Source organism: Streptomyces sp. NPDC002537, assembly GCF_053594975.1.
The window spans coordinates 119,655-135,440 of record NZ_JBSFWT010000002.1; the positions used below are offsets into that span (position 1 = coordinate 119,655).

At 71.1% G+C, this 15,786-nt stretch carries 17 protein-coding genes; 4 read left to right on the plus strand and 13 right to left on the minus strand.

Going from position 1 to position 15,786, the window contains the following annotated elements:
• Positions 1-54 precede the first annotated feature (54 nt).
• Both ACWD4A_RS01210 and ACWD4A_RS01215 read left to right on the plus strand, forming a co-directional pair.
• Positions 55-609, plus strand: a complete 555-nt coding sequence (locus tag ACWD4A_RS01210; RefSeq protein ID WP_121803250.1) for a peroxiredoxin — start codon at positions 55-57, stop codon at positions 607-609.
• 11 nt (positions 610-620) lie between these two features.
• Positions 621-1,154 (plus strand): alkyl hydroperoxide reductase, encoded by a 534-nt coding sequence (locus ACWD4A_RS01215; protein ID WP_451187767.1) that lies wholly within the window; start codon positions 621-623, stop codon positions 1,152-1,154.
• A gap of 65 nt (positions 1,155-1,219) precedes the next feature.
• On the opposite strand, the gene ACWD4A_RS01220 is transcribed toward ACWD4A_RS01215, so the two are convergent.
• The 4 genes from ACWD4A_RS01220 to ACWD4A_RS01235 form a co-directional block, all read right to left on the minus strand.
• Positions 1,220-2,743, minus strand: a complete 1,524-nt coding sequence (locus tag ACWD4A_RS01220) for an AI-2E family transporter (protein WP_451187769.1) — start codon at positions 2,741-2,743, stop codon at positions 1,220-1,222.
• Positions 2,744-2,913: 170 nt separating this feature from the next.
• Entirely contained in the window at positions 2,914-3,639 is a 726-nt protein-coding gene (locus tag ACWD4A_RS01225) for an aggregation-promoting factor C-terminal-like domain-containing protein (protein ID WP_451187771.1), read from the minus strand.
• A 442-nt stretch (positions 3,640-4,081) separates the two neighbouring features.
• On the minus strand, positions 4,082-5,404 hold the full coding sequence (locus ACWD4A_RS01230) for a PhoH family protein (RefSeq protein WP_451187774.1): 1,323 nt from the start codon (positions 5,402-5,404) through the stop codon (positions 4,082-4,084).
• A gap of 356 nt (positions 5,405-5,760) precedes the next feature.
• Positions 5,761-6,522, minus strand: coding sequence for an isoprenyl transferase (locus tag ACWD4A_RS01235; RefSeq protein WP_451187968.1), 762 nt, complete (start codon positions 6,520-6,522; stop codon positions 5,761-5,763).
• A gap of 111 nt (positions 6,523-6,633) precedes the next feature.
• On the opposite strand from ACWD4A_RS01235, the gene mgrA reads away from it, so the two are divergent.
• A complete protein-coding gene (gene mgrA / locus ACWD4A_RS01240) occupies positions 6,634-7,686 on the plus strand; it encodes an L-glyceraldehyde 3-phosphate reductase (protein ID WP_451187776.1) in 1,053 nt (350 codons plus the stop codon).
• Between the two features lie 357 nt (positions 7,687-8,043).
• Here the strand turns inward: mgrA and ACWD4A_RS01245 are convergent, their stop codons facing one another.
• The 3 genes from ACWD4A_RS01245 to ACWD4A_RS01255 form a co-directional block, all read right to left on the minus strand.
• Positions 8,044-9,267 (minus strand): MFS transporter, encoded by a 1,224-nt coding sequence (locus ACWD4A_RS01245; protein ID WP_451187778.1) that lies wholly within the window; start codon positions 9,265-9,267, stop codon positions 8,044-8,046.
• Positions 9,268-9,372: 105 nt separating this feature from the next.
• Positions 9,373-9,948, minus strand: coding sequence for a TetR/AcrR family transcriptional regulator (locus ACWD4A_RS01250; RefSeq protein ID WP_451187780.1), 576 nt, complete (start codon positions 9,946-9,948; stop codon positions 9,373-9,375).
• A 56-nt stretch (positions 9,949-10,004) separates the two neighbouring features.
• On the minus strand, positions 10,005-10,727 hold the full coding sequence (locus ACWD4A_RS01255) for a prepilin peptidase (protein ID WP_451187781.1): 723 nt from the start codon (positions 10,725-10,727) through the stop codon (positions 10,005-10,007).
• A 118-nt stretch (positions 10,728-10,845) separates the two neighbouring features.
• Between ACWD4A_RS01255 and ACWD4A_RS01260 the strand changes: the two genes are divergently transcribed.
• On the plus strand, positions 10,846-11,184 hold the full coding sequence (locus ACWD4A_RS01260) for a DUF192 domain-containing protein (protein ID WP_451187782.1): 339 nt from the start codon (positions 10,846-10,848) through the stop codon (positions 11,182-11,184).
• On the opposite strand, the gene ACWD4A_RS01265 is transcribed toward ACWD4A_RS01260, so the two are convergent.
• The 6 genes from ACWD4A_RS01265 to ACWD4A_RS01290 all read right to left on the minus strand — a co-directional run bounded on the left by ACWD4A_RS01265 (position 11,181) and on the right by ACWD4A_RS01290 (position 15,784).
• The gene (locus tag ACWD4A_RS01265; protein WP_451187784.1) at positions 11,181-12,398 is read right to left on the minus strand and encodes a hypothetical protein; all 1,218 of its coding nucleotides are present in this window, start codon (positions 12,396-12,398) and stop codon (positions 11,181-11,183) included. The two genes, ACWD4A_RS01260 and ACWD4A_RS01265, sit on opposite strands and share 4 nt — an antisense overlap.
• 129 nt (positions 12,399-12,527) lie before the next feature.
• Positions 12,528-13,142 carry an OmpA family protein gene (locus ACWD4A_RS01270; protein WP_451187971.1) on the minus strand — a complete coding sequence of 205 codons (615 nt, stop codon included), beginning with the start codon at positions 13,140-13,142 and terminating at the stop codon, positions 12,528-12,530.
• Between the two features lie 29 nt (positions 13,143-13,171).
• Positions 13,172-13,798: a hypothetical protein gene (locus tag ACWD4A_RS01275; RefSeq protein ID WP_451187786.1), complete on the minus strand. Its 627-nt coding sequence runs from the start codon at positions 13,796-13,798 to the stop codon at positions 13,172-13,174.
• Positions 13,799-13,873: 75 nt separating this feature from the next.
• A complete protein-coding gene (locus ACWD4A_RS01280; protein ID WP_451187974.1) occupies positions 13,874-14,461 on the minus strand; it encodes a pilus assembly protein TadG-related protein in 588 nt (195 codons plus the stop codon).
• Complete coding sequence (locus ACWD4A_RS01285) at positions 14,458-14,682, minus strand: Flp family type IVb pilin (RefSeq protein ID WP_451187991.1); 225 nt, start codon at positions 14,680-14,682, stop codon at positions 14,458-14,460. The genes ACWD4A_RS01280 and ACWD4A_RS01285 overlap by 4 nt, the downstream gene beginning before the upstream one ends.
• Positions 14,683-14,896: 214 nt before the next feature.
• A complete protein-coding gene (locus ACWD4A_RS01290; protein ID WP_451187788.1) occupies positions 14,897-15,784 on the minus strand; it encodes a DUF5936 domain-containing protein in 888 nt (295 codons plus the stop codon).
• Positions 15,785-15,786: the final 2 nt, after the last annotated feature.

Below are 15,786 nucleotides of genomic sequence, written 5' to 3' on the forward strand. Positions count from 1 at the left end.
GTCCAATCCCCGCAGGAAGCTCCATCCCGGTCTTCCTCGATGCAAGGAGAGCGCGTGCTCACTGTCGGTGACCAGTTCCCCCAGTACGACCTGACCGCCTGTGTGGACCTCGACGCGGACAAGGCGTTCGCCCAGATCGACAACAAGTCGTACGAGGGCAAGTGGCGCGTCGTCTTCTTCTGGCCGAAGGACTTCACCTTCGTCTGCCCGACCGAGATCGCCGCGTTCGGCCAGCTGAACGACGAGTTCGCCGACCGTGACGCCCAGATCCTCGGTGTCTCCGGCGACTCCGAGTTCGTCCACCACGCCTGGCGCAAGGACCACAAGGACCTCCGCGACCTGCCCTTCCCGATGCTGGCCGACGCCAAGCACGAGCTGATGCAGGCCTGTGGCGTCGAGGGCGAGGACGGCTACGCCCAGCGCGCCGTCTTCATCGTGGACCCGAACAACGAGATCCAGTTCGTCATGGTGACCGCCGGTTCCGTCGGCCGTAACCCCAAGGAGGTCCTGCGGGTCCTCGACGCCCTGCAGACGGACGAGCTGTGCCCCTGCAACTGGTCCAAGGGCGAGGAGACCCTGGACGCGGTCAAGCTCCTCGCGGGCGAGTGAGCTGATCCGTCATGGCGCTCGATGAACTGAAGTCCGCCATACCGGACTTTGCCAAGGACCTGAAGCTGAACCTCGGCTCGGTCATCGGCAACTCCGACCTGCCGCAGCAGCAGCTGTGGGGCACCGTTCTCGCCTGCGCGATCGCGACCCGTTCGCCGATCGTGCTGCGGGAGCTGGAGCCGCAGGCCAAGGAAAACCTCTCCCCCGAGGCGTACACCGCGGCCAAGTCCGCCGCCGCCATCATGGCGATGAACAACGTCTACTACCGCACCCGGCACCTGCTGTCGGACCCGGAGTACGGCAACCTGCGCGCGGGCCTGCGGATGAACGTCATCGGCAACCCGGGCGTGGAGAAGGTCGACTTCGAGCTGTGGTCGCTGGCGGTCTCCGCCATCAACGGCTGCGGGCTGTGCCTCGACTCGCACGAGCAGGTGCTCCGCAAGGCCGGTGTGAGCCGCGAGACGATCCAGGAGGCGTTCAAGATCGCCGCCGTTCTCCAGGCGGTCGGCGCGACGCTCGACTCCGAGGCCGTCCTCAACGGCTGACGCTCCACCTCGTACGAACGGTCCGCCCCCGTCGCCTTCGAAGGCGACGGGGGCGGACCGTTTTTTCAGCTGTGCACGCGTTGTTGCTCCGGAGGCGGCGGAGCCTCCCCTTCCGGTACAGCCGGCACGGCCGGTACAGCTGATCCGGACGGCCCGGCCGGCCCGGCCGTCCGCAGCGCGTTCTCCTTGGCGTGGGCCCGCAGATAGCCCACGACCGTATTGCTCACGGCGGCCAGCGGCACCGCGACCACCGCACCGCCGATGCCCGCGATCAGCGAGCCCGCGGCCACCGACAGGACCACGGCGAGCGGGTGCACCCGCACGGCGCGGCCGAGGATGAACGGCTGGAGGACGTGGCCCTCGATCTGCTGCACCGAGAGCACCACCACCAGCACCATCGTCGCCGTGAACACATCCCTCGTCACCAGCGCCACGACCACCGCGAGCGCGCCGGAGACCACGGCGCCGACCAGGGGGATGAAGGCGAACAGGAAGATGAAGACGGCCAGCGGGACGGCCAGCGGCACGTCGAGGAAGAACAGCCCCGTACCGATGAAGATCGCGTCTATCAGGGCCACTATCACCGTGCCCCGCACATAGGCGGTCAGCGTCGCCCAGGCGCGCGGACCCGCGCCCGCGACCCCTTCGCGCGCCGCCTCCGGGAACAGCTTCAGCAGCCACCCCCAGATCCTGGGGCCGTCGTACAGCAGGAAGAGCGTGCTGAACATCGCCAGCAGGATGCCCGTCAGCGCCTCGATGATGACCTGCACGCCTTCGATGCCGGCGTTGGTGATGTCCTTGGTGTTGCTGCCGATCGCCTGGCTGAGGTTGTCGGCGATGTTGTTGATCTGGTCCTGGGTGACATGGAACGGACTGTTCAGCAGCCAGTGCTTGAAGTCCTTGATGCCCTGCTGCACCTGCTTGGACAGGTCGTCGATGTTCTCCGTGACCTGCCAGACCACGAACCAGCCGACCAAGCCCATGATCACGAAGCCGGAGATGAAGGTCAGGGCGGTGGCCAGCCCCCGGGGCACCCCGTGCCGCTTGAGCCAGGCCACCGTCGGCTGGAGCAGCGCCGTGATGAGCAGGGCCGCCGTGAAGGCGAGCACCACCAGCTGCACGGCACTGATCACCCGCATCAGCACCCAGAGCGTTCCGGCCAGTATCAGCAGCCGCCAGCCCACCTCGGCGGCGACCCGCACCCCCCAGGGGACGGCGGCGACGGGGTCGGGGCGCATCGGACCGTAGCCCTCCGGCACCACGACGCGGACCGGCGCGGGCTCGGGCTCGGCCCCGGGCTCCTGCCGGGCACCCGCGGACCCGGGGGCCCCGGCTCGTACGGACTCCGTGGCCCGTGCCGACTCGGGGGCCCCGCTCCGTACGGGCCCGGAAGTCTCCTCGGGCGCCGGGCCGGTGGGCTCGGGCCGGGGCGCCCCGGTGGGGGCCGGGGCGCGCCCGGCGGCACCGGGCGGCGTGACCGGCGGCGGCTCCGCCGCGCCCTGCGCCGTGGCCCTCCGGCGTTCGAGCAGCTCGGCGAGCCGGGTCAGGCCCGTCCCCACGCCGCCGATCATTCTTGGCAATCTCGACATTTCTCTTCCTCTACCCCCACTCCCCCGCGGCCATGACGACGACGTTACCCGGGCCCGCCGACAGCGAGGGCGACGGCCGCCACCGGGAAGGACACGACAAAGCCCCCGACCGGTTGAGGTCGGGGGCTCCGTGAGGCGAAGAACTCACCGGCGGACCGGGAGGGCGCCGCCTAGTACCACTGGTTGGCCTGCCAGAACGACCAGGCGCCACAGGGGCTCTGGTACCGCTCGTTCATATAGCTGAGGCCCCACTTGATCTGGGTGGCCGGATTGGTGCGCCAGTCGGCTCCGGCCGAGGCCATCTTGGAACCGGGCAGGGACTGCACCAGGCCGTAGGCACCGGAGGAGGGGTTGGAGGCGGTGTAGTCCCAGCCACTCTCGTTGTTCACGATGTTGCTGAAGCACTGGAACTGGTCGGCCGGGACGATCTGCCGGGCCATCGCCTGGATCTCGGCGGTCGAGTACGAGCCCTTGACCGCGAAGTCGGAGGCGTCGCGCGTGGCGGACCGGCTGCTCACCTCGTCCTTGGAGTCGCGCTCCTTGGCCTCCTTGGCCGCCTTCTCGTCCGCTTCCTTCTTGGCCGCGGCGTCCGCGGCCTCCTTCTTGGCGGTGGCGTCCTCGGCGGCCTGCTTGCGCGCGGCCTCCTCGGCGTCCTTCTTCGCGACCGTGTCGGCGGCGTCGGACTGGGTGTCCGCCTGCTGCGTCAGGAAAGCGGCCTGCTCCTGGACGTTCTGACCCGCGGGGATGTCCGCGAGGAGCGTCGTGTCGGCGGCGGTGGCCTCGACCTGACCGGTCGTGCCATGGTCGTTGCCCGAGGCGACACCCACGACGGCGCCGACGGTGGTGACCGCGGTGGCTGACGCCACGGCGAATCCCCGGACCGAGATCCGGCTCACACGGTTTCCTTCCAGCATCGCCCGCTTAGGTGACCTCGCGAGCGCGATCGTGCCCCTGGCGCTGGCCTCCGTCGTGCACGGCCCCGCGGAAGCGCGGAACCGGCCGGTCACAGGAGGCACTGACCCGGTGGGCCCTCCCGGAGGAGGTCCGCGTGATGCTCGGGCGGCATACAGCGACGCTGTTCAGTTCTGTGGTGCCGCACCCCGGAGGGTGCGCAAGTGCCGTATGCGGGGGCCTGACAGGACCCAGACTTTGCCCGACGGGGACGCCCCGAGGCAATTCCGCGTTGCGTGGGAAAGCTCACATGGTGTTTGGTCCAGGGGTTTTCCGGAAAGTGCGGCGCGGCACGACGGCGCGCGGCTAAGCTCGTCCGCTCGCCGCGCGCCGTCCTCACCTCAGGGCCGCAGAGCCTCAGGTCTTCAGCCTCAGGTCTTCAGAGCCTCAGATGCGGCCGTCCTCCAGCATTTCCGTCACCAGCGCCGCGATGGGCGAACGCTCCGAACGCGTCAACGTGACGTGGGAGAAGAGCGGATGGCCCTTCAGCTTCTCGACCACGGCGACCACTCCGTCGTAACGGCCGACACGGAGGTTGTCGCGCTGCGCCACGTCATGGGTGAGCACCACCCGTGAATTGGCGCCGATACGCGACAGAACGGTCAGCAGCACATTCCTTTCGAGCGACTGCGCCTCGTCCACGATCACGAAAGCGTCGTGCAGGGAACGCCCGCGGATATGGGTGAGCGGCAGCACCTCCAGCATGCCGCGCCCGACGACCTCTTCGATCACCTCGGCGCTCGTCACCGCCGAGAGGGTGTCGAAGACGGCCTGGGCCCAGGGGCTCATCTTCTCCGCCTCGCTGCCCGGCAGATACCCCAACTCCTGCCCGCCGACGGCGTACAGCGGACGGAACACCATCACCTTCCGGTGCTGCCTGCGCTCCAGGACGGCCTCCAGACCGGCGCACAGCGCCAGCGCGGACTTGCCCGTACCGGCCCGGCCGCCCATCGACACGATCCCGATGTCCGGGTCGAGGAGCATGTCGAGCGCCACCCGCTGCTCGGCGCTGCGCCCGTGGATGCCGAACGCCTCGCGGTCGCCGCGCACCAGCCGCACCGAGCCGTCGGCCGTGACCCGGCCGAGGGCCTTGCCGCGCTCCGACTGGAGCACCAGGCCGGTGTGGACGGGCAGTTCCGCCGCTTCCGGCACGTGCGTGACCTCGGCGGAGTAGAGCTCGTCCACCTGCTCGGCGGTGACGGCGAGCTCCGCCATCCCCGTCCAGCCGGAGTCGGTGATGGCGAGCTCGGCGCGGTACTCCTCGGCGAGCAGCCCGACCGCGGACGCCTTGATCCGCAGCGGCAGGTCCTTGGAGACGACGGTGACGTCGTAGCCCTCCGCCTGGAGGTTGCGGGCCACCGCGAGGATGCGCGAGTCGTTGTCACCGAGGCGGAACCCGGCGGGCAGTATGCCGGTGTCCGAGTGATTGAGCTCGACCCTGAGCGACCCGCCCAGCTCGCCGATGGGGATCGGTGAGTCGAGGCGGCCGAATTGCACCCGGTACCCGTCGAGCAGACGCAGGGCCTGCCGGGCGAAGTAACCGAGCTCGGGGTGCTGCCTCTTGGCCTCCAGCTCCGTGACCACGACGACGGGCAGCACGACCTCGTGCTCCTCGAAGCGGGTCATGGCGCCTGGGTCGGCCAGCAGGACGCTGGTGTCGAGGACATAGGTGCGCCGGTCGTTCTCACGGCGCTTCTTGCTGGTCACCACGGGTGGACGAACCCCCTCGGGGAGAGGTCGGGGCGCGACGACGTCGCCGGGGAATTGGGCCGGGTCCGTGCCCTTCGAGGGCCGGACGCCGGCCCTCCGCGTCGTCCGCGCGGGCCCTCGGGTCCGCTCGGTACGCACGGTCGTCGTCCGTGTGCAAAGGGCCTCCCGGGCGGGCGGCCCCATGCCACCCGCTGGCAGAGCGACGGTCTTTGGACAGACCGTCGACCTGGAGGGGATATTCCCGCTCGACCGCTTGACCATGCAACGGCATATGCGACGACGAGGTGAACGGCCGATCCACCAGCGGCCGTAGCCGCGCCCGAACTCGGCCCGGGGAAGCTCTCCCGGGCGGCGGGTCAGTAGCCGTAGCGGCGGTGCCGCGCCGCGTAATCACGCAGCGCGCGAAGGAAATCGACCTTTCGGAAGGCCGGCCAGAACACCTCGCAGAAGTAGTACTCCGAGTGCGCGCTCTGCCAGAGCATGAAACCGGACAGCCGCTGTTCGCCGCTGGTGCGGATCACCAGATCCGGATCGGGCTGGCCACGCGTATAGAGGTGCTTGGAAATGTGCTCCACATCGACCATCTCGGCGAGTTCCTCGAAAGAGGTGCCGTTGTCGGCCGCTTCGAGCACCAGCGACCGCACCGCGTCCGCGATCTCCTGCCGACCGCCGTAGCCGACCGCGACATTGACCAGTATTCCGTCGACGCCGGTCGTGTCCTGTTCCGCCTCCTTGAGCACCGACTGGGTGCGGGCGGGCAACAGGTCCATGGTGCCGACGTGGTGGACGCGCCAGCGGCCGTCCGCCGCGAGGCCGCGGACGGTGTTCTCGATGATGCCGAGCAGCGGGGTGAGCTGGTCGGCCGGCCGGTCGAGGTTGTCGGTGGAGAGCATCCAGAGCGTCACGACCTCGACGTCGGTCTCGGCGCACCAGCCGAGCAGCTCGTGGATCTTGTCGGCGCCCGCCTGGTGGCCCTGCTCCAGCGTCCGGCCGTCGGCGCGCGCCCAGCGGCGGTTGCCGTCGAGGATGACACCGATGTGCTTGGGCACCTGCGCATGGTCGAGGCGGCCTTCCACCCGGCGTGCGTAGAGCCTGTACACCAGGTCGCGCAACTTCACGTCTTCCAGCCCCTCCATGCCACGGCGGTCGCCCCGAGGGCGCCACACTACTGCCCGCGTGTCACGAGGACCCAACTCGGTCTGTCACAAGACCGTGATAGTCAGATACACATGACCGATTCCACTCATTCCACTCACTATCGTGCAGCCGAAAATCGCTATGCCGCGATGGAGTACCGGCGTACGGGGCACAGCGGCCTCAAGCTGCCCGCGATCTCGCTCGGGCTGTGGCACAACTTCGGCGACGACCGGAGCCTGGAGTCGCAGCGCGCCATTCTCCGGCGGGCCTTCGACCTGGGCATCACCCACTTCGACCTGGCCAACAACTACGGCCCGCCGCCCGGCTCCGCGGAGCTGAACTTCGGCAAGATCTTCGCCCAGGACTTCCGCCCGTACCGCGATGAAATCGTCGTCTCCACCAAGGCCGGCTATCTCATGCACCCCGGTCCGTACGGCGAGTGGGGCTCGCGGAAATACCTGCTCTCGTCTCTCGACGCGTCGTTGGGCCGAATGGGTGTCGACTACGTCGACATCTTCTACTCGCACCGCTTCGACCCGGAGACCCCGCTGGAGGAGACGATGGGCGCGCTCGCGTCCGCCGTCCAGCAGGGCAAGGCGCTCTACGCGGGCGTGTCCTCGTACAGCGCGGAGCAGACCCGGGAGGCCGCGCGGATCCTGCGCGGCATGGGCGTGCCCGCCCTGATCCACCAGCCGTCCTACTCGATGATCAACCGCTGGACGGAGGACGACGGGCTGCTGGACGCCCTGGAGGGCGAGGGCATGGGGTGCATCTCCTTCGCCCCGCTCGCGCAGGGCATGCTCACGGACAAGTACCTGAACGGCATTCCGGAGGGCTCGCGGGCCGCGCAGGGCAAGTCGCTGGACCCGGGGCTGCTGACGGAGGACGTCGTACGGCGGCTGCGGGGGCTCGACACGATCGCGCGGCGGCGCGGCCAGTCGCTGGCGCAGCTGGCCCTGACGTGGGTGCTGCGCGACCCGCGGATGACCTCGGCGCTGATCGGCGCGTCCAGCGTGCGGCAGCTGGAGGCGAACGTGGCCGCGGTCGGCGCCCCGAAGCTGACCGACGAGGAGCTGGCGGAGATCGATTCCTTCGCGGTAAGCACCGAGGGTGTCAATATCTGGGCGAACCGTGGCGGGAACTAGATCGGCTCTCAAACCTCATACGAATCATCACCCACGGTGATGTGAGGGAAAGAAAACGGGCCGGTCCGTGGGGGGGATACGGACCGGCCCGAGGGGGGGTTTCCACCTTAACCGGTCCGAGGCGGTGCTGTGCGCACCGACGAGGGTGACGGCGCGCCCCGCGCTGACGCTCAGTGACGTTATTGATCTTGAACTCGGCAGTGGGCAGGGGCCTCTCGCATGTGCATAAACCCTGCCAGCACCGGGCCTACGGTGTAGAACAAGCCATTCGACAGTCGGCCGGATGTCCCCCCTGAGGCCTTCCGAAAACTTCCTGAAAATTCCTCATCGGGTTGACGCGTTTGACGTCTTTTGGCGTCACACGGTCTGTGTCTCCTTTGTAGCGACCTGTTCGCTGATCGTGGCATTTGCCGCGATACGGCCCTGAGCCCGCGCCGCCGGGGCCGAGCGGCGGGTGAGGGCGGGGACGAGGGTGAGGAGGCCGGTCGCGGCCATCGCCGCGCCGAGCCACAGCGGGGCCCGCAGCCCGAACGCGTTGATGGCCGGTCCCCCGACCGAGGTGGCGATGATGATGCCGAGAGTGATGAACGAGGAGTGGATCGTGTTGACCAGGGGGCCCGCGTTGCCCGCGCGCTGTACGCGGGTGACCAGGGCCGGGTTCATGGTCACGCCGACGAGGCCGATGCCCAGCACGCACACCACGGCCGGGGCGGGCAGGTGGGCCAGCAGCGCGAACCCGACGAGGAACAGCAGGTTCAGGGCGAGCCCGCAGAGCAGGACGCCGAGGGCGTGCCGGTCGGCGAGCCTCCCTACGACGGTGTTGCCGGCCACGGTGGCCGCGCCGTACGCGATGAGCAGCAGCGGGACGGTGCCGGTGGCGAAGCCCGTGACCTCGGTGAGGACCGGGGTGAGGTAGCTGAACGCGGAGAACGTCGCACCGATGACGAAGGTGCTGGTGGAGAGCGTCAGCCACAGCCCGGGGCGCGCGAAGACGCGGAGCTCCTGCCGGATGCCGCCGCCCCCGGTGGCCGCGCGCTCCAGGCCGGGGACGCCGAGCAGCGTGCACAGCGCGGCGACGACGGTGAGAGCCGTGACGCCCCAGAAGGCGGCGCGCCAGCCGAAGTGCTCGCCGATCACGGTGGCCAGCGGCAGGCCCAGCAGGGTGCCCAGCATCAGGCCGTTCAGGGCCACGGCGACGGCGCGGCCGCGTACCTCCGGGCGGGCCAGCTGGGCACACAGCGAGATGGAGACGCCGAAGAACGCCTGCGAGGCGACACCGGTGACGATCCGCGCCACCAGCATGGCCCCGTAGCCGGTCGCGGTGGCAGCCAGCACATTGCCCGCGAGGAAGACCGCGAAGAGGACCATCAGCGCCTGCTTCTGGCGCAGCCGCAGCACCGCCACGGTCAGGAACGGGCCGCCGACGGCCATCGCCGCCGCGAAGGCGGTGATGAGATAGCCGATTTCCGGGACGGTGACAGCCAGCCCCTCCGCCATCTGCGGCATCAGCCCGGCGACGACGAACTCGCTGGTCACCATGGCGAAGATGCCCAAGGCCAGAACATATATGGCGCGCGGCACGGCCGTTCACCTCTCGTTGTTTTGTAACGCACAGTTCAAAATGCGGGCAGGAAAAACGCGGGCAGAAGCATGGGCGGAGGAAAGGGGGGTGTGAAGCGGGGATGGTCAGATCGCGTCGAGCGCGGCCCGGGTGATGCCGTCCAGCACCCGGCGGTCGCCCCCGGTGCGCGCCGAGACCCGCATGCCGCTGATGGTGGCGACCACGAAGTGCGCGAGCGCGTCCGCGTCCTTGGCGGCGTCGATCTCGCCTTCGCGCTGCGCCGCTTCGATGGCACCCGTCAGCAGGTCGAGCCGGCGGCGGTAGTCGCGCCGCAGGTCGTCCGCCACCTCGGCGTCGCGGCGCGCGAGCTCGACGGCGGTGTTGACGACCAGACAGCCGCGGCCGTCACCGTCGCACTCCTCGTCGGCGACGGTCTCCAGCAGCGTACGGATCTTCTCCCGCGCCGGCAGGTCGCCGTCGAACAGCTCCCGTTGGAGCGCCGCCTTGCCCTCCATGTAGCGCAGCAGGACCCTGCGGAAGAGGTCGTGCTTGCTCTTGAAGGTGTTGTAGATGCTGCTGCGGCCCAACCCCGTGGCATCGCACAGGTCCTGGGTCGAGGTCGCCTCGTACCCGGCGGTCCAGAACGCCTCCAGCGCCGCGTCGACCGCCCGCTCCTCGTCGAACTTCCTCGGTCGGGCCATGGGGGAACCGTACCCGTTTTGGATTGGGCGGTCCAATAGTGAGGGCGGGCGGATTCCTACACCGCCGAGCCGCCCAGCAGCAGGCCCAGCCAGGCGCCCGCGATCATGAACGGGCCGAACGCCAGGGCCGCGCCCCGGCCGGCCCGGCGCGTCAGCAGCAGCCCCGCCCCGTAGAGCGAACCCAGCAGCAGCCCCGCGAAGGCCCCCAGGAACAGCACCTGCCAGCCGTACCACCCCAGGGCGCAGCCCAGGCCGACCGCCAGCTTCACATCGCCGAACCCCATCCCGCCCGGGTGGATCAGGAACAGCGTGAAGTACCCCCCTCCCAGCACCAGTCCGCCCAGCAGGGCCCGCGGCCAGGAGCCCGCCGCCCCGGGTATGAGGGCCGCCGCCCCCAGCAGCGCCGCCGCCCCGGCCGCGAGGGGCAGCGTCAGCACGTCGGGCAGCCGCCGCACCGACCAGTCGACGCCGGCCAGCAGCGCCGCCACCGGTGCCGCGAGCAGCCACACCACGAGCTCGGGGCGCGCGCCGACCGCCGCCGCGAGGCCCGCGCACACCAGGCCCGTCACCCCGGCCCACCAGAGCGCGCCCGGCGCGTACCGCTCGCCGCACTGCCCGCAGCGGCCCCGGCCCAGCCAGCCCGCGAGGGCGTGGCCGCACGGGCCCGCCGACCGCCAGGGCAGCTCGGGCTCGACGCTCAGCCGGTAGCGCGCCCGGGGCAGCGCCGCCCCGGCCAGGGCCCCGTACAGGGCGGCGAGGAAGGTCAACAGCACGTCCATGCAACGAGGTTACGGAGATCCGCGGATCTCCGCCCGAGCCTGTGGATAAAGTCCTCGCATGCGTGAAGGAGTGCGTGGCGGGATGCATCGCGGAACGCGTGACGGAACGCGTCGCGGCATGCGTGACGGGTCCGCGCGGCTGCTCGTCGGCGCGGCCGTGGTGCCGCTGGAGATCGCCGCTTCGTACCGGGCCCGCACCCGGGGGCTCCTCGGGCGCGACACCGTCGAGGGGGCGCTGCTCCTGAGTCCGGCCTCGTCGGTCCATACCTTCGGGATGCGGTTCCCCATCGACGTCGCCTATCTGGACCGGGACTTGAGAGTGCTGGCCGTGCGGACGATGCCGACGGGGCGGCTGGGCCTGCCGCGGCCCCGGTCGCGGCATGTGCTGGAGGCCGCGGCCGGGGCCATGGCGGGCTGGGGGCTGCGGGCGGGGGTGCGGGTGGAGGTACGTACCTAGCGGGCGGTGCGGCGGGCGGCCCAGGTCCAGGCCGCCAGGGCCAGGAGGAGCAGGGAGCCCGTGGTGGTGCCCACGTAGCCGACGAGCCGCAGGCGGTCGTCGTGCGTGTGGGCCGCGGTGGCCGCCGAGAGGCCCGACGGGGCCGACCGCGGCGGGGGCTTGACGTCCTTGCCCACGTCGACCGTGAGCGTGACCGGGACCTTCACCGGGCCCTTCGCCGGGCGGCCCTGGCCCACTTTGGGGTTCAGGCTGACCTGGAGGTAGTACCACCCGGCGAGCCGCATGCCCCGGGCGGCGTCCCCGCCGGTGGTGTCGGTGCCGTCCGCCACGGGAGGCGTGGTGAGCGAGAGGGCGGCGGGTGTCCCCTGATAACCGCCCGTCCTGTTCATGACGTACCCGCGGGCCGCGTTGTTGAGGCCCATCCGCACGCCGGTGATCACATAGGGCGGGCCCGCGACGTCCGGGGCGTCACCGAACCGTGCGCTCGCGGCGAGCCGTTGGCCCGCCTCGACCGGCACGCGGTAGAAGTGGGTCTCGCCCGGCCTGAGTTCGTCGTCCACGGTGCCGGGGCGGATCTCCACGGCGTCGTTGAAGCCGGACCCGCCGGGCGTGGCCGTCCGGCTCCCGGCCACCGCCCGGGTGTCCGCGGGCGCGGCGTCCGCTGGGCCCGTCATGTACTTCAGCTCGACCGGGACCGCGGCCGGGTCGCCGCCCGCCGCGTCGCCGCGCTCCACGGAGAACCGGTAGGTTCCCGCCGCCGCGCAGGCGCCGCCCGCGCCCGCCGCCCGCTCCGCGTAGTCGGCGACCGGGTAGGCGCCGCCGGCCGAGAGGAAGGTGCGGTGCCGCCCCGGCCCGCACTGCTTGCCGTCCGGGGCCGCCAGGGCCACCTCGATGCCGTCCCGCGAGCCCATCGAACCGCCGGGGCGCGGTATGGCCACGGCGGAGACGTACGCGCTGGAACCGGCGTCCAGGTGGACGGTGTAGTACTTCCGGCGGCCGGGTTCGAGGGTGTCCCGGTAGGTGCGCCCGCCGGACTGCAACTGCGGCGCGTCGGCGGTGTTCTCGGAGCCGGTCACGCCCTGGGCGTCCGGGGCCATCCGGTACGGGACGGGGGCGTCGGCCGCGGTGACGGCGGACACCTTCGCGGGTGCCGCGAGGAGGACGAGGGCGGCTGCCCCTGCCAGCACGGCTCTCGCCTTGCCCCGGACCCTCATTGCCCGCCTCCCTCAACGGCCCCAGCAGTGACCCATCCTGCCGTGTGGCGGGGCGGGGGCGCGAGGGCCGGTGACCGGACGGGGCCTTTCTCGGCCCGCGGCCGAGTGACCGTACTTCCAGCGGAGCGCTCAGCCGCGGCGGGGGAAGCTGATTTCGACGCGGCGGTTCTTCTTGCGGCCGTCCTCCGAGGAGTTGTCCGCGATCGGGTACTGATCGCCGTAGCCGCGGATCTGGTAGGCGACGCCGGACGAGCCGATGTCCTGGGCGAGTTGGCGCTGCACCGCGTTCGCGCGCTCCTTGGACAGCTCCAGCCCGTGCTCGGCGGAGCCCAGGTTGTCGGTGAAGCCGAAGACGCGGAGCGTGGTGGCGTGCTGTTTGCCGGCCTCCGCGGCGATCGTCCGGATGCGGGCCGCGGCGTCCGCGCCCAGTTCGGCGCTGTCCTTGTCGAACAGGACCTCCGCCTGGAGGGCGAAGGTGACGTTCACATTGGTGTCCTCGCGCCGTTCCCCGCCGTCGCCCGTCTCCACCACGGACTTGATGTCCAGGACCCGGCCGGGCGCGAGTTTCGCGCCGGAGCGCAGTTTGAGGCCGGGGGCGGAGGCGTCGATCCGTACAGGCGGCCGGGTGTCGGCCGGGCTGCCGGGCCCACTCTCCGCGCGCGCGGGCGGGGCGGTGACCAACAGGGCGGTGGACAGGGCCGCGACGACGGCCGTGCCGCAGCTGATCCGAGGAAGGGAAAGCAGGGGAAGCAGGGGAATCGGCACGGCGCGGTTCACCCCGAGATCTTGACGCGGACGGACGGCATGGCCGGCAGCTGGAAGTCGACGGCCGTGACGCTCTCGGGGGGCGCGGGGAACTGTGCGAAGACGGGCCGGTCCTCCTGGGGTTTGACGTTGGTCAGGCCGGTGCTGCACAGGCACTCGCCGTCGGTGTCCCGCAGCACCAGGTAGCGCTTCTTGCCCGACGCGTCGACGAGTGAGGCACCGGAGAGGGAGGAGCGGGACTTCATCTCCGTCTCCTTCGACGACCAGTGGACCGCGTTGAAGGGCTTGCTCCCCCGGTTGGTCAGGGTGCCGCTGACCGTCACGAAGCCGCCGCCGTCGCGCTGGGCGGAGGTGAGGGCGATGGTGACGCCGTCCGGGCCCTTCATCTCGCCTATGACCTCGCCGGTGGGGGCGTTCTTGGCGCTGCGGGCCGCCGGAGTGCCGGACGGCTTGCCGGCGTCGCCGCCACCACTGCCGCCGCTGCCGCAGGCGGACAGGGCCAGGGCCGCGACGGCCGCGAGTGCCGCCGCTTGTCCGGCGCGCGTCCGGCCGTCCCTTCCCCGGTCCCGCGGGCGGCCGGGCGGTGCGGCGGGCGGCCCGGAGTCGGGGAGGCCGGGACGCGCGCTCCCGGTCATGGAAGAAGCAGGCTCGCTCATACCGGTACGGTCCTTTCGGTCGGCCAGTCGTACGGCGAAGGGTCGGGCGGAGGGTCAGTCGGCCAGTCGCACGGTGAAGAGCGCCCGGATCGCTCTCGCGAGGTCGTCGGGGTGTGCCGGGTCGATCGAGAGCACCCGGCCGTCGCACACGATGTCGACGGGTGGCTTGTGGTCCTCGGGGGACTTCCCGGTGCAGCGGGGCTCCACGACCGCGCGGGCCCGCGCGGTCGCGTGGGTGTCCTCGGTGCCGGGCACGACGGAGCGGCCCACGGGCTCCGAGGCGCGGACCGTGACCTCGAACGACGCGGGGAGCACGCCCACCGCCCCGCAGCCGCCCACGAGTTCGGCGCCGTTGCCGCGGGCGTAGGCGGCGGCCTCGCCGCAGGCCGCGGCCGGGTCGCCCGCGCGGCCGGAGAGCCAGTCCGCCCACGCGCCGCCGTTCAGGGCGCCCAGCAGGCCCGTGCGCAGCTGATCCCGGTAGCTCTGGGCGGCGGCGAGGGCGGCCGCGTCCGCGGCGGTCTGGGCGCCGTTCTTGTCGGCCCCCGCCTGGCCCACGGCGAAGAACGCCAGCGCGAGGAAGAGCAGGGCGGCGACCGCCGTGACGTAGATCGGGAAGGCCTGGCCCGCGTCGCCGTACGTCAGCCGCTGGTGACCTGGGAGATCTTGTCGGAGATGGCGCTGGCGATCGCGCTGCCGAAGTCGGTCCGGGTCAGCACGAGGACGATCGCCACGACCACCGCGATGATGCCCAGGTACTCGATCGCGGTCTGTCCCCGGTCCCCCTGTGCGAGGCGGTCGCCCCGGAGGAGTCCGCCGTTTCCCGGGCTGCGCTTGTCCGGCTTCTGCATCGTCTTCCCCTCCATGGACGGCCTCCGCCGTCCGGCACGGCATGCGGGTGTGGTGGATGGTGCCGTTCACGACACAGGAAAAGTACGCCGGAACAGCACTGGCGGAACAGGGCCCGCGGCCACAATCCCTTCCCGGCCACGGCAGTTGGGACACCACCGAACAGATGCGCCCCACACGCCCCACCTCCACTCTCCGCATCAGTGGCCCCGGCAGCATCAGCAGCCCATGTCAATGCCCCATGATCGAGCCGAAGTTCGTGCCCGACCCGAGGAAGAATCCGGCCACCAGAAGGATCATCGTGCCCGGCACCATGAAGGTGGTGATCACGACAGTTGCCTTCGGTACGGCGCGGGCCGCCCGGCGGCGGGCCCGCTGGGCGTCCGTGCGGCGCATGTCGTCGGCGATGGCGATCAGCGTGTCGACGATGGGCGCGCCCAGTTCCTCGCCCTGCTGGAGTGCCGTCACGAACTGGGCGACCTGTTCCGAGTCGTTGCGGGTGCGCAGTTCCTCGAACGCCTGGCGCCTGCCGACGCCCATGTCCATCTGCCGCAGGGTGATGCGGAGTTCGTCGGCCCACGGTCCCTCGTACTTCTCGGAGACCCGGTCCAGCGCCTGCCGGAAGCCGAGGCCCGCGCTCACCACGACGGCGAGGACGTCGAGGAAGTCCGGCAGGGTGCGGTCGATGGCGTCCTTGCGTTCGCGGACGGCCGCCCAGATGCCGACCTCGATCCAGAAGAGCCCGAAGGCGATCAGCAGCAGGGCGATGACGAACCGGCCGGCCGACAGCATCACCAGGGCGCCGCCGAAGCCGAGGAAGCCGTAGACGGCGCGGCGGGCCGCGTACCGGTCGACGGTGAGGCCGCCGGGGTTCCCGGCGCGGTCGATGCGGCCGCGGACCTTGGCGACCCGTTTCTCGCCCATCATCCGCAGCACCAGGGGCGCGTACCGCATGCCGAGCCGGTCGACGGCGGAGCCGACGGCCGTGGTCCTGGTCGAGCCGACCTCCAGGGCGAGAGCGAGGTCGGTGGGCAGCTTGACCTCGCTGCGGTACAGCGCGACGCCCGCGCAGGCGCCCGCGACGGACAGCGCGGCCAGCAGACCCAGCAGGAAGCCCATCT

What these genes read in the sequence shown, in the direction of transcription:
- ACWD4A_RS01215 (WP_451187767.1), top strand. Translation starts at nt 621, where the DNA reads ATGGCGCTCGATGAACTGAAGTCCGCCATACCGGACTTTGCCAAGGAC.
- ACWD4A_RS01220 (WP_451187769.1), bottom strand. Translation starts at nt 2,743, where the DNA reads ATGTCGAGATTGCCAAGAATGATCGGCGGCGTGGGGACGGGCCTGACC.
- mgrA (WP_451187776.1), top strand. Translation starts at nt 6,634, where the DNA reads ATGACCGATTCCACTCATTCCACTCACTATCGTGCAGCCGAAAATCGC.
- ACWD4A_RS01250 (WP_451187780.1), bottom strand. Translation starts at nt 9,948, where the DNA reads ATGGCCCGACCGAGGAAGTTCGACGAGGAGCGGGCGGTCGACGCGGCG.
- ACWD4A_RS01255 (WP_451187781.1), bottom strand. Translation starts at nt 10,727, where the DNA reads ATGGACGTGCTGTTGACCTTCCTCGCCGCCCTGTACGGGGCCCTGGCC.
- ACWD4A_RS01260 (WP_451187782.1), top strand. Translation starts at nt 10,846, where the DNA reads ATGCGTGACGGGTCCGCGCGGCTGCTCGTCGGCGCGGCCGTGGTGCCG.
- ACWD4A_RS01265 (WP_451187784.1), bottom strand. Translation starts at nt 12,398, where the DNA reads ATGAGGGTCCGGGGCAAGGCGAGAGCCGTGCTGGCAGGGGCAGCCGCC.
- ACWD4A_RS01275 (WP_451187786.1), bottom strand. Translation starts at nt 13,798, where the DNA reads ATGACCGGGAGCGCGCGTCCCGGCCTCCCCGACTCCGGGCCGCCCGCC.
- ACWD4A_RS01285 (WP_451187991.1), bottom strand. Translation starts at nt 14,682, where the DNA reads ATGGAGGGGAAGACGATGCAGAAGCCGGACAAGCGCAGCCCGGGAAAC.
- ACWD4A_RS01290 (WP_451187788.1), bottom strand. Translation starts at nt 15,784, where the DNA reads ATGGGCTTCCTGCTGGGTCTGCTGGCCGCGCTGTCCGTCGCGGGCGCC.